This window comes from Rhizobium sp. BK212 (assembly GCF_014197475.1).
Lineage (GTDB): Bacteria > Pseudomonadota > Alphaproteobacteria > Rhizobiales > Rhizobiaceae > Rhizobium > Rhizobium anhuiense.
In genome coordinates this window covers 1-13219 of record NZ_JACIFS010000013.1, presented here as the reverse complement: position 1 = coordinate 13219, position 13219 = coordinate 1, and the positions used below count along the sequence as shown (strand labels likewise).

The 13219-nt window shown below is 61.3% G+C and carries 10 protein-coding genes and 1 pseudogene; 7 read left to right on the top strand and 4 right to left on the bottom strand.

The window, feature by feature from the left end; all coding sequences use genetic code 11:
• The 3 genes and pseudogenes from FHT79_RS32265 to FHT79_RS29170 form a co-directional block, all read right to left on the bottom strand.
• A pseudogene (locus FHT79_RS32265) lies at positions 1-105 on the bottom strand (Ku protein); the annotation flags it as partial.
• Between the two features lie 215 nt (positions 106-320).
• A complete protein-coding gene (locus tag FHT79_RS29175; RefSeq protein WP_028755974.1) occupies positions 321-2414 on the bottom strand; it encodes an ATP-binding protein in 2094 nt (697 codons plus the stop codon).
• Entirely contained in the window at positions 2411-3151 is a 741-nt protein-coding gene (locus tag FHT79_RS29170) for a response regulator transcription factor (RefSeq protein ID WP_028755973.1), read from the bottom strand. The genes FHT79_RS29175 and FHT79_RS29170 overlap by 4 nt, the downstream gene beginning before the upstream one ends.
• A gap of 216 nt (positions 3152-3367) precedes the next feature.
• On the opposite strand from FHT79_RS29170, the gene FHT79_RS29165 reads away from it, so the two are divergent.
• From FHT79_RS29165 to FHT79_RS29130, 7 genes are all read left to right on the top strand, one after another.
• On the top strand, positions 3368-4390 hold the full coding sequence (locus FHT79_RS29165) for an ABC transporter substrate-binding protein (RefSeq protein ID WP_028756656.1): 1023 nt from the start codon (positions 3368-3370) through the stop codon (positions 4388-4390).
• 119 nt (positions 4391-4509) lie between these two features.
• On the top strand, positions 4510-5538 hold the full coding sequence (locus tag FHT79_RS29160; protein ID WP_028755971.1) for an ABC transporter substrate-binding protein: 1029 nt from the start codon (positions 4510-4512) through the stop codon (positions 5536-5538).
• Between the two features lie 67 nt (positions 5539-5605).
• Entirely contained in the window at positions 5606-7828 is a 2223-nt protein-coding gene (locus tag FHT79_RS29155) for an iron ABC transporter permease (protein ID WP_097545233.1), read from the top strand.
• Entirely contained in the window at positions 7825-8886 is a 1062-nt protein-coding gene (locus FHT79_RS29150) for an ABC transporter ATP-binding protein (RefSeq protein ID WP_028756654.1), read from the top strand. The genes FHT79_RS29155 and FHT79_RS29150 overlap by 4 nt, the downstream gene beginning before the upstream one ends.
• A gap of 112 nt (positions 8887-8998) precedes the next feature.
• Positions 8999-9640: an HAD family phosphatase gene (locus FHT79_RS29145; RefSeq protein WP_097545232.1), complete on the top strand. Its 642-nt coding sequence runs from the start codon at positions 8999-9001 to the stop codon at positions 9638-9640.
• Between the two features lie 163 nt (positions 9641-9803).
• On the top strand, positions 9804-10598 hold the full coding sequence (locus tag FHT79_RS29140) for an inositol monophosphatase family protein (RefSeq protein WP_028756652.1): 795 nt from the start codon (positions 9804-9806) through the stop codon (positions 10596-10598).
• Between the two features lie 547 nt (positions 10599-11145).
• Positions 11146-12066: a zincin-like metallopeptidase domain-containing protein gene (locus tag FHT79_RS29130; protein WP_028756651.1), complete on the top strand. Its 921-nt coding sequence runs from the start codon at positions 11146-11148 to the stop codon at positions 12064-12066.
• 473 nt (positions 12067-12539) lie between these two features.
• Here the strand turns inward: FHT79_RS29130 and FHT79_RS29125 are convergent, their stop codons facing one another.
• Positions 12540-13091 carry a DUF2087 domain-containing protein gene (locus FHT79_RS29125; RefSeq protein WP_028756650.1) on the bottom strand — a complete coding sequence of 184 codons (552 nt, stop codon included), beginning with the start codon at positions 13089-13091 and terminating at the stop codon, positions 12540-12542.
• Positions 13092-13219 lie beyond the last annotated feature (128 nt).

The following is a 13219-nucleotide window of genomic DNA, read 5'->3' as shown; positions in this document are numbered from 1 at the left end:
AAAGGCTATCCGTTCGCAGGACGATGCCGCTGTGTAAAAGGCAACAGGGAACGCGACCTCTCCAAACTTGATATAGCCTTTCCAATTCGCTCGCGGGGTAACCATCTTCGCGGACTCCTGACGCAACCAACCCGACTCAACCGAATCAGTGACGCTTTGTTCCAAGTCGAAACGAATCTAGTTTCAATGACTTAACGCTGATATCTCACTCGTATTGCGAGTCGGCAGATGCTCTTGATTCAATGCCTTTTTTGCGGCTGCGTGCGTTCTTGTGCGTTCGGCACATGCGAACTGGTGCGATGAAAGGCGAAAGTGACAATTCATGCCGGAAACAAAAGTTCAACGACGGTTCCCTTGCCCGGCACCGAGGCAATGCGAGCGTCGCCACCGCTTTGGCGTACGAATCCATAAACCACTGCTAGGCCAAGACCGACGCCGCCTTCCGCGTCGCGCGTGGTAAAGTAGGGTTCGAAGGCTTTGTCGACGGCCTCGGGTGTCATGCCGATGCCGTCGTCTGTCACACTGACGCTGACGCCGGCCTCACTGCGGGAACAACGTATGAGAATTGTTCCACCTGCCGGCATAGCCGCGGCGGCGTTGAGGCAGAGATTGAGGATCGATTGTTCGAAGAGCGCCGTGTCGATGAGGACGGTGGGCAGGTCGCCGGCTATTTCGAAGGCGAGCCGGCATTTTTCGCCGATGGCGATTTCCAATACGTCGGCCATGCCGCGCAGCACCGCGCCGATCTCCACCGCGCCGGGATGGATCGGCTGCTGGCTGCCGATGGAAAGCATACTCCCGGCCAGCGACCTGCCGCGGTCGGCAGCCTTACGGATGCGGGCGAGGTGTCGCTTTTGCCGCTCATTGAAGCCGGTTTCGCGCTCCAGCAGGCCGAGGCTGCCGGTGATGATGCCGATCATGTTGCCGACTTCGTGGCTCACCTGATGGGTCATACGCATGATGCCGTCGAGCCGTTGGATTTTTGCCGCCTCCGCCTCCTGCCGGTCCATGTCGGTGATATCGCGCGCCAGCAGCACGACGCCGCCGTCCGGTTGCCGCGATACCGACACTTCGGTTACCTGTCCGACATCGGAGCGATGGCGCAGCACACAGCGGTCGGTGAGCAGCCCCGCATCATCCTCAGCCGGCAGAAGGGCCCGATCAATCTCCGGCAGCGGCGTCACGAAGCTGCGAAGCGGCAATTTCCTGGCCGAACCAGACCAGCCCACCAGCTCGATGACACGCCGGTTCATGGTGATCGGCCGGCCGCGCGGATCGAATAGCGCGATGCCTTCGTTCATACTGCGGAAGGTGGAGCGGATGGTGCGTGCGGCGGCCTCCGCCGTACGCCGAAGCCGCGTCACGCGCTCGACGCTCTCCCGGAATGCGCGGAAAGCTTCGAGCAGGCGCACCAGCTCGGTTTCCGTGCCGTCATAGCGAGGCGTATCAACATCCTTGCGCCCTTCTGCCAGTGCGTTCATGCCGTTCGAAAGGGAGACGATGCCGCGTGAGACACGCATGACCGATCGGATCGAGACCACGGCCATTGCCAGGACCAACAGCGAGGCAACAGCGACGATGACGAGGATGCGGCTCAATGCATCGGAGGTCGAGACGAGGTCGTCACTGAGGTTGCGGGCAACGGCCTCGCTTTGGGTTTCCGTCGCATGCGACAGATCGCGTGAGACGCTGTGCAGGCGCGAGACTGCGGCGCGGATGGCGAACATTTCGAGCAGATAACGCGTCTGTGCCTCGAAGATCCGTTCGTAAGGCGCAAGCTCGGCGGCGGCAACCCGGGTGTCCGGCGCGGCGCGTTCGAGTCGCGGGGCGGTCTCCGAGACGTAGCGCCGGCGCAATTCGCCGAGCTGGAAGAGGCTATCCGAATTGGAGGCGGATTGGACGATGGCGTTCAGCCGACTGCGGAAACCTGCATCCCCAATGCCGCTGCCGGTCGCGATCTCGCCGAGTGCTGCCGCGGCCTCCGCCTTGTGCTGCTGGGCCGATTCCGCGTCGCCCGCAAGCGTCGTCGTCTGCGTGCGGATGGTTTCCAGCAGCTCTACGATGCGGCTGCTGGCAAAACCCCGTACGGCAGCCCGGTCGTTTTCAGGTTGCATCGCGCGCAAAAGCGCATCGACCTGCAGGACGACCGAGCGGCTTTCGCTAGAGACCCGGTAGGGTGAGGTCGAATTCATGAGGAAGGGTGCGCTGGAGACGAGGTCTGAAACCTGCCGCGAGACCAGCGAGGCCTTGGCGAGAGCCGAAAACGCCTGCAAGCCATAGGCGGCCATTTCTTGGCGCGCCCGCTGCAGGCCGTAGACGGCAATGGTCGCAAGGCTGAAGACGAGCACGCAGATGAAGGCGATGGCGAAGGGCAGCCGAAAGGCGATGGAGGAGAGGAACGGACGGCTGATCACGGTGCGGTCTCGCTATCGTCTGTGTCGAGAATATAGCCCTTGCCGCGGCGCGTCTTGATATGGCGCGGCAGGTCTGGATTGCGCTCGATCTTGCGACGCAGACGCAGCACGAGCACGTCGACATTGCGGTCGATATAGCGCTCGCTTTCCGCGCCCAATCGATCGAGGATATGCGCGCGGCTAACGGGTGTGTTTGGCGTTTCGGCGAGGATTTCGAGCAGCGCGAATTCGGCGCTCGTGAGCGACTTGGCGGGGTCGGTACGGCAGATGGCGCGGCGGCTCTTGAGATCCACCGACCATTCGCCGAGCTTCAGGGATGTGGGTTCATGCTCCCGCTCGCTTTCGCGCTCCGGCTTCAGCGAGGGAATCGTCCGGCGCAGCACGGCTTTGATACGGGCCGTCAATTCGATGGGCTCGAAGGGTTTGACGACATAGTCGTCTGCCGCGGTTTCGAGACCCAGCACCCGGTCCACGGCGCTGCCTGCAGCGGTCACCATGACAATGCCGATATTGGCCTGCGCGCGCAGGCGCTGCGCGAAGGTGCGTCCGGATGTGCCGGGCAGGTTATGGTCGACGAGCACGAGATGCACGGTTTCGCGCGAAAGGACGATCGCGGCCTCTTCCGCGGATGGCGCGGTTAGAGCTGTCCAACCTTCCGCCTCTATGAGGTCGGAGATAAGCTCCGCCATGTCCGGATCGTCCTCGACGATCAGGATGGTTATCCTCTCATTCAACACATGCACGTCCTCCCGTGCCTATTATAGGCAGAGATGTCACGATCTTCAAAGCGAGCTCGTGTTATGCGGTTTGTCACATTTGTAACCTTTGTCATTTTTTCGAGGGTGATACCGGCTCCGGCTGTAAGAACCGTAACCATTCTTCGATTGCGCGGGGAAGCAGATGTGACATCCTGATTACGGAGATTGGGACGCAAGGTCCAATGGGAGGAAGTTGTGAGAGGCATCACCGCTTTCAGCGCGGTAGCAGCTTTGTGGCTGGCGAGCGCCAGCACCGGCATCGCAGCACCGTCGCTCACCGTTCTGTGCGGGGTGGACGAGACGTGGTGTGCCGCGATGAAGACGGCCTATGAGGCGAAGACCGGGCTCGAAATTTCGGTGACACGCAAGAGCACCGGCGATATTCTCAATCAGATCCGCGCGGAGAAAACAGCACCTACCGTCGATGTCTGGTGGGGCGGCACGGGCGATACTCATCTGCAGGCCGGTTCTGAAAATCTGCTCGAACCCTACCAGCCGGCCCATGAGCGCGACATGCTGCCCTGGGCGCAGAACTTCTTCGCCATGTCTGGCGGCCGCTCAGCCGGCATTTATGCGGGGGCGCTCGGCTTTGCCTACAATGCCGACCTGCTGCGCGAGCTGAAGCTGCCCGCGCCGACCTGCTGGAAGGACCTCACGGATGTCGCCTATCGCGGCCGCATCCAGAGCGGTAATCCGAATTCGTCTGGCACCGCCTTCACGACGCTTGCGACGCTGGTTCAGCTCTTCGGCGAGGATGAGGCTTTCCGTTATCTCGCTGCGCTCAATCGCAATATCGAACGTTACACACCCTCGGGGGCTGCGCCGATCAAGGCGGCGGCGCGAGGAGAAACGCTCATCGGCATTTCTTTCATGCATGATGCCGTGACGCAGAAGCAAGCGGGCTTTCCCCTCGTCATCGTCGCACCCTGCGAGGGCACCGGCTACGAGATCGGCGCCGTGAGCATCGTCAAAGGCGCAAGGCATATCGAGGAAGCAAAGCGCTTCGTCGATTTCGCGCTGAGCCCGGCAGGGCAGGGTACGGGCGCGGCGTCCGGCCAGAACCAAGTTCCATCCAACGCGAAATCCACCCTGCCGCTTGCAGCCCCGGATATCTCGATGATCAAGATGGTCGACTATGACTTCGCCACCTTCGGCTCGCCGGATGAACGAAGCCGACTGCTCCGCAGGTTCGATGCGGAAATCGCCGCGACGAACTGATCAAGGCATTCAGACAAACCACAACCCAGAAACATGCACACGCCGACGCGGGCAGGCCGATGGCTCTGCTGTGTTTTGTTCGTGCGAAAATCTAACCCAGGCAACAAGGAGGATGCCCCATGAAAATGAAGACCCTTTCCCTCGTGCTTTTCGCCGGCACGGCGCTCGGGGCGCTACCGGCGCAGGCGGCTGGCGAACTCAACCTCATCTGCTCGGCAGACGTTGTCATCTGCGAGCAGATGAAGGGCGATTTCGAGAAGGCGCATAGCGACATCAAGGTGAACATGGTTCGCCTTTCGTCCGGCGAGACCTATGCCAAGGTGCGTGCCGAGGCTCGCAATCCGAAGACAGACATATGGTGGGCCGGCACGGGCGATCCGCATCTTCAGGCGGCTTCGGAAAATCTGACCCTCGAATACAAGTCGCCGAAGCTCGATGAACTCAACGACTGGGCGAAGAAGCAGGCCGAAAGCTCCGGTTACAAGACCGTCGGCGTTTATGCCGGCGCGCTGGGCTGGGGCTACAACACGGAAATCTTCAAGTCCAAAGGCTACAAGGAGCCAGTCTGCTGGGCCGACCTTTTGGCACCGGAACTGAAGGGCGAAATCCAAATTGCGAACCCGAATTCTTCTGGTACCGCTTATACGGCGCTCGCCTCTCTCGTGCAGATCATGGGCGAGGACCAGGCTTTCGACTACCTGAAGAAGCTGAACGGCAACATATCGCAATATACCAAGTCCGGATCGGCACCCGTCAAGGCCGCAGCACGCGGTGAGACGGCGCTCGGCATCGTCTTCGTCCACGATGCTGTGGCGCAGACGGCCGAAGGCTTCCCGGTCAAGTCGATTACGCCTTGCGAAGGTACCGGCTACGAGATCGGCTCCATGTCGATCATCAAGGGCGCCCGCAATCTCGACAATGCGAGGATCTGGTACGACTGGGCGCTGACGGCGGAAGTTCAGTCGCGCATGAAGGATGCCAAGTCCTTCCAGCTGCCGTCCAACAAGAGCGCCGCAATCCCGAAGGAGGCGCCGCGCTTCGAGGACATCAAGCTGATCGACTACGACTTCAAGACCTATGGCGAGCCGACGAAGCGCAAGGCACTGCTGGAACGCTGGGATCGGGAAATAGGCGCCGCCGCCAACTGATGTCCAGACCGGCGGCGCCCGTCTCCCCGGGCGCCGCCTCCTCACACTCAAGACAGCGAGGTCAGCCATGAGACATGGCAATCGCAGGCTGGACGTGGTCCTGATCCTGGGCGTGGTCGCATTGACCCTATTGCCCTGGTATCGGATCGAGAACGGCTTCTTCGGACTCGGTTGGCTGGCCGGTTTCCCCCTTTCTCCGGAAGCCGCCCCCGGCGTCGTGCAGATTTTCGCGCACGGCCGGCTGTGGCTTGCCGCTGCGCTCGTGCTCCTTCTCCTGGCTATCGTGGCCCGCGGCACGGCAGACCCAATGCGCCGCGGCGCCGTGCTCGCCTGGACCGGCGCGATCGGCGTCCTCTTCCTGTCGCTCCAGGGCCTCGCCGTCGGCTTTTCCGGTTGGACCTGGACGGTGAGCGAAATGCTCTTCGGCCCGCTCTCGAACGGTCAGGCTTCGATGGGGGCGGGTGCGGTGCTCTCTGCGATCACCTTCGTGCTGCTCTTCGCCTTCGGCCTTGCCGAACGCGGTGTCATGAAGGGCGATGCCTTTGTCGTCAGCGCGATCGCGCTGCTCGTCTTCCTCGTCGCGGTCTTCGTCTTCTACCCGATTGGCAGCATGTTCATCGGATCGGTGCAGGATTTCGACGGCTCGTTCAATGCGGATAACTTCATCCGGAACGTGCAGGATCCGAGCATCTGGAGCCTCAACTGTGTGATCGGCGCCGGTCGCTGCGGCGTCGCCTGGCGTACGCTCTGGCTCGCCATCATGACCGGCCTCGGCTCGACCCTGCTTGGCCTCGCCTTCGCGCTTGTCGCCACCCGCACGCGGTTTCCCTTCAAGAAGGGCCTGCGGCTGCTGACGATCCTGCCGATCATCACTCCACCCTTCGTCATCGGTCTGGCGCTCACGCTGCTCTTCGGCCGCGCCGGTGTCGTCACGCAGGGGCTGTCGGGACTCTTCGGCATCGAGCCCGGCCGTTGGCTCTACGGTCTCACCGGCATCTGGATAGCGCAGGTGCTGTCTTTCACGCCGATCTCGTTCCTCGTGCTGATCGGAGTCGTCGAGGGCGTCAGCCCGTCGATGGAGGAGGCGTCCACGACGCTGCGCGCCGACCGTTGGCGCACGTTCCGGCGGGTGTCGCTGCCGCTGATGAAGCCCGGTCTGGCCAACGCCTTCCTCATCGGCTTCATCGAAAGCATGGCCGACTTCGGCAATCCGCTGGTGCTCGGCGGCAGCCATGGCGTGCTTTCGACCGAGATCTTCTTCGCCGTGGTCGGGTCGCAGAACGATCCGTCGCGCGCCGCCGTACTCGCCACGGTGCTGTTGCTATTCACGCTCTCCGCCTTCCTCGCCCAACGCGTCTGGCTGTCGGGCAAAAACTACGCCACCGTCACCGGCAAGGGCGATAGCGGATCGCACATCGCTCTGCCGCGAGGGCTGTCGATCGGCGTTCACGCCGTCGTCATCCCGTGGATCCTCTTCACGCTCGTCATCTACGGCATGATCCTGGTCGGCGGCTTCGTGAAAACCTGGGGTCTCGACAACTCGCTGACGCTCGACCACTACGCCAAGGCCTTCTCGATCAGCTTCGAAAATGGGATCGCCTGGACGGGCGTCGCTTGGAACTCGTTCTGGACGACGATCGAGATCGCGTTGGTCTCTGCTCCGCTGACTGCCGCCGTCGGCCTACTGACGGCTTATATTATCGTGCGTCAAAAATTCGTCGGGAAGAATGCCTTCGAATTCGCCCTCATGATGAGCTTTGCTATTCCCGGCACAGTCATCGGCGTCAGCTACATCATGGCCTTCAATCTGCCGCCCTTGGAAATGACCGGCTCGGCACTGATCTTGATCGCCTGCTTCGTCTTCCGCAACATGCCGGTCGGCGTGCGCGGAGGCATCGCGGCGATGAGCCAGCTCGACAAGAGCCTGGATGAAGCCTCCCTGACGCTGCGGGCCAACAGCTTCCGCACGATCCGCAAGGTCATCCTGCCGCTTTTACGCCCGGCCATCACCGCCGCGCTCGTCTATTCCTTCGTGCGCGCAATCACCTCCATCAGCGCCGTCATCTTCCTCGTCAGCGCCGAGTACAATATGGCGACCTCCTACATCGTCGGCCTCGTCGAGAACGGGGAATATGGCGTGGCCATCGCCTATTCCACCATGCTGATCGTCGTGATGATCACCGTCATCGCCTGCTTCCAGCTCATCGTGGGCGAACGGCGCCTGCGCCGTGAAAACCGCGTCGCCGGCCTTGCCACATCCGCTTCCTCTCGCCAGGAGAAAATCGCATGATTAATCCCAAAGCCGGTTCCGTTGTCTTCCAGAACGTGCGCAAAACATTTGGAGCCTTCACTGCCATTCCCGACCTCTCGCTCACCATCGAGCGCGGTACGCTCGTCACCCTGCTTGGCCCCTCCGGCTGTGGCAAGACGACGACGCTGCGCATGCTTGCCGGCCTCGAACATCCTTCGGCCGGAAAAATACTGATCGGCGGCAAGGACGTCACCATGCTGCCGGCCAATGAGCGCGATGTCTCGATGGTCTTCCAGTCCTATGCGCTCTTTCCGCACATGAATGCGCGCGACAACGTCGCCTATGGCCTGGAATCCTCGGGCTTCAGCCGCAAGGAAGCGCGCGAGAAGGCGGAGGAGGGGCTGGCACTGGTCGGCCTTGCCGGCATGGGCCATCGCCTGCCCGCCGAACTCTCCGGCGGCCAGCAACAGCGCGTCGCCGTCGCCCGCGCGCTGGTGCTGGAACCGCAGGTGCTGCTGCTCGACGAGCCGCTTTCCAACCTCGATGCGCGCCTGCGCCGCAAGGTACGCACGGATATCCGCGAACTCCAGCAGCGCCTCGGCTTCACCGCCGTCTATGTCACGCACGATCAGGATGAGGCGCTTGCCGTGTCCGACCGCATCATCATCATGAAAGATGGCGAAGTCGCCCAGTCCGGCGCCCCGCGCGACCTCTATGAAGCGCCGGCTTCCGCCTTCATCGCGGATTTCATGGGAGAGGCGAATGTGATCCCCTGCGAGGTGGTTGGTATCGATGGCGCCGATGCTGACATCCGCATTGGTGGTTTCCGACATCGTGTGCCGGCGGGTAGAGCGACGCCGGGTGCGGCGAGCCTTGCCGTTCGTCCCGGCGCCATCGCGCTTTCCGAGGGGCGGGGGCACGGGCTTGCCGGCCGCATCCTGCATTCGGCCTATCTCGGAGATCATGTCGAGTATGAGGTCGAAACCGACGTCGGCACGCTCTTCATCGTCGACCACGCCGTCGACCGCATTTTACCGGTCGCGTCCGACGCTACGCTCGGCTTCCGAAGTCGCGGCATCGCCCTTATCAGCACGTGAGAGACTCTGAGGCAAAATCCTGGGCCAGCCTGCGTTCGATGACCGCCTATCAGAACGAGCCTGTATGGAGCCCTTGCGTTAAACCGATGTTCGCCCGCCGGAAGGATTAGGTATGATTGATATTCTATCGCTGGAAAATGATTTCGAGGCCGTGATTTTTGATTGCGACGGCACACTTGTTCACACGCCCCCTGTCTATGCGGACGCATGGGCAGCCGGCTTTGCCCATTCCGGCAAACCGATGAATCAGGCCTGGTATTTGATGCGGGCGGGAATGTCTGAAGGGGTCCTTATGGAGGCCTTTGAGCGAGAATTCGACGTTGTGCTCGATCGCGAATCCGTCATCGCCACCATGCGATCGCACTTTCTTCAGAATCTACACAGAGTGCGTGAAGTGCATGTGGTTGCTGCGACGGTTCGCCGGTTGGCCGGCGTGCGTCCCATGGCTGTTGCCTCCGGCGGTTCGCGGGAAATTGTCACTGCGACCCTGCATGGAACGGGCCTGCGGGAATATTTCGACGAGTTGGTCACGATCGATGACGTGGCAAATCCAAAGCCGGCCCCAGACCTGTTTCTGCAGGCGGCCGCTCTATTGGGAATAGAACCAGCCCGGTGTGTCGTGTTCGAAGATAGCGAACAAGGTCTCGAAGCAGCTCGACGGGCGGGTATGAGCGCCATTGATGTGAATCGGCTTGATCTTCCTGAGCAGCAACGCGAGTTGAACATTCGCGACAGCTTGAAGATGAAGGCCTGAGATTCGGCTGCGCCTTTTCTTGCGCAGGTTCTTGATGTCCGTTGCCGATACATCTGAGCAGCGATTCTAATCACCCCCCTGATCGGCCGCTTCGCCCATCCACTTCGACGCCGACCTCTTAAACCACTCAACGACCTGAACTATTGCAAGGAGTACCAGCATTATGTCGCAACAGACGGAACTTGATACACGCTTTGTCTTTGCCAAAGCCGTTGCGCGGGAGGCGGGCGCTATGGCGCTCGACTATTTCAACGGGCGCGACAGACTCGTGATCGAAACGAAGCGGGATCTGCAGGACGTCGTGTCAATTGCCGACCGCAACGTCGAGACATTCATACGAGAGCGCGTGGCGGAAGCTTTTGGGGCAGACGGATTTCTCGGCGAGGAATACGGTTATCAGGAAGGGGGGTCGGGATTGACATGGGTTGTCGATCCGATTGACGGAACAGCGCCATTCGTCAATGGCATGCCGACATGGTGTGTATCGATTGCCGTTCTGCACCGCGGTATGCCCGTGATCGGCGTGATCCACGTCCCGTGCGATGATGAACTCTACGCAGCGGCGGCGGGCATGGGCGCGAGCCTGAACGGCAAGAAACTCAGCCTCGATCCGTCACGGACTTTGCAGAATGCAATGACCGGCATTGGCTGCAATTCCTATGTAACCCCGGAGCGGGTAGGCGCAATTGTGTCTGCTTTGCTTGCCAAGGGTGGCAACTTCATCCGCAATGGCTCGGGCGCCTTGATGCTGGCCTATGTGGCCGCGGGGCGGCTTGTTGGCTACTACGAGCCCCACATGCGTGCCTGGGACTGCATGGCCGGCTACTGCCTCGTCAAGGAAGCCGGTGGAACCCGTCTAGCCTTCCCGGCTGAGGGCGAAGCCTTGCTGCAGGGCCATCCGGTGCTGGCGAGCAATCCGACAGTTTATGCCGATTTGCTTGCAATCCACACTGGCTGACCTTCAAGGCCGCTCAGTGCACTTTTCTGGCCGATACGGCCAAGGCGGGCCAGACGCATGAGCTAACCCGTCCGGAGGCCTGGGCACAGGGCCAATGACTGGCAGTCCAACCTTGATGGGACGCTGCACTCCGTCCGCTATAGGCATCAGCGCCTGATCGGACCTGCCAAACTTGGCCTTCGAGCTGAAGCGGTGAGCGGCATCCACTTCAGGATCGTCTCGGCGTTGCGTGGCGACGTTGTCGATATCGCCGGGTTACTGGCGCGGCCGGCCAGGTGGGCCTCATTGCCGCGGTCCATCTGCGGCGTGAGCGACGGCCTGACACCTCGCAGATCTGCCACGTCTGCCTGCATCAACACTTGCCGATCCTATTGCGGCCATTGCGTCCTGCCTCGGCTTCTGGTCCTGCCAGGCTCGCGCCGCCCGCAACGGCCTTGCCGTCCTCCACTACGTTGCGGCCCTGCGGGTGCAGGCTGCGCTTGCAGCCTGGCTTTCGGACCGCCGTAGCAGGTCGCGATGGCCGCGACCTCGAAACGGAGGTTCAGACATGAGCAGGCAGCCATCCCATCAACGATCCGATATCTATAGCCGCATCACCACCAAAATCATCGCCGATCTCGAACGTGGCGTGCGGCCGTGGACCAAGCCCTGGACGACGGGACATGCGACGGGCGAGGTCAGCCGGCCACTGCGCCATAACGGTCAACCCTATTCCGGGATCAACGTCCTTCTCCTCTGGTCCGAAGCCATCGCCCGTGGTTTTGCCTCATCAAGCTGGATGACGTTTCGCCAGGCAATCGAGCTCGGCGGCGCCGTCCGCAAGGGCGAAACCGGCACAACCGTGATCTTCGCCAGTTCGTTCATCCGCACTGAAACGACGGAGACTGGCACTGAGGTCGAACAGGATATTCCATTCCTCAAAGCTTACACAGTGTTCAACACCGATCAGATCGCCGGTCTCGACGGGCGTTTTGATGACATCGCACCTGTCGTCGATCCAATGAGCCGCATCGGCAATGCCGGCCGCTTCTTTGCCAATACCGGTGCGCTGATCCGGCACGGAGGTACGGCTGCCTATTATGCCGCTCAGCGTGATTACATCCAGATGCCATGCCTGGATGCCTTCAGGGACGATGCCTCCTATGTCGCCATCCTCAGTCACGAGATGACGCACTGGACCGGCGCACCACGAAGGCTTGATCGCGATCTCAGCCGCTACGCAAAAGGCAGGAGCGAACGTGCCCGTGAGGAGCTGATTGCCGAACTCGGCAGCGCGTTTCTCTGCGCCGATCTCGGCATCGTCCCCGAGCTCGAACCACGACCCGACCACGCAAGCTACCTCGACGGCTGGCTCAAGGTTCTGGGCAACGACAAGCGTGCCATCTTTTCAGCGGCAGCACATGCGCAGCGCGCCGTCGATTACCTGCATTCCTTGCAGCCGAACCGCGACGAGGAGGAGGCGGCGTGAGCCGCCTCTGCCTCATCCATGAGAGACGCGCATCACGGCAACGGTCCGCTAGCCACGCGACAAACGCGGCTAACCACCGTTGCTGTAGATATCGACGCGCTGACAGCCGCAGCTAGCAGAGGGTTCCTGACCTCTTGCTCCCGTCGCCTCCAAGTTCTCCAGACCACGTCCAAGCTCGACAGGCAGCCGGAGCAACAGGTTGAACCAGGAGCGACGAAAAGCCGAGGTGAAGCGAGCTCCTTAACTCCCCACGCCGCACAGGTTCGATCCCTCACAAGACGCTGCCGGTCACCGGTCGAAAGACCTGAACTCCAGCAATCAGCCCCACATAGCATGTCAGCTACATCCGCCTGACGGATGGGCCAAATTTCGCTTGCATTCTTTGCGAGACGAGCCTGGGTCGGACTTCATCATAAAGCCCTCGCCACCGCCGATCACGAGAATGGGATCGGGATCAGTGCCGATTGGACTGATCAGCGCAAGATAAGACGGAGCGCCGCTGCCGCGTCGCTAGGCATTGGTCGTTCGACGCGTCTGTAGACTCGTCCGTTCGGCGTCCGGGTCATCAGCCCGAGATCACAGAGCTCGCGGCGCAGAAGTGCGTAATCGCCGAAGTCATGGCGCTCATTGAGCAGGATGTTTACATCTGGCTCGGAGAGCTCGCGTGCTGCCGGAATCTGCGCCCACAATATCCAAAGCGCAACGATCTGGTCAGTGCGTCGCGCCGGCCAACGCAGCAATCGGCCGCCCTTGTCAAAGCAGCGGGCAATTCTCTCCACCAGCCTCTGATTGATATCGGAAGGTTGCTGAAACAGTTTGTCGTCGGGTGGGCTTGGTGCCGGATCCCCCGCACCTTTCACCGTCGCTCGCAAATTCTGGAAATTGCCGAGCCCAGCAGCTTTGGCGAGGATATTCAACAATTCGAGGTGGGACGGGAGTCCATCTTGGTTGGACAATTGCGATCTCACCGATTTGGCAAACGTCGAAACGTCGCTCAGATTAAGCGGTATCAGCTTTCTGGACATGACCTATCCTTCGGTCGTGCCGTCCAAAAGGATTGAACCGCACCGGGTTTGCCGGAGGCCGTTTGGTTTAAGTTATGCAGCCATGGCTGGTTCGTCCAGCATGGCGTAGTACTGCTCCTCGGCTTCGG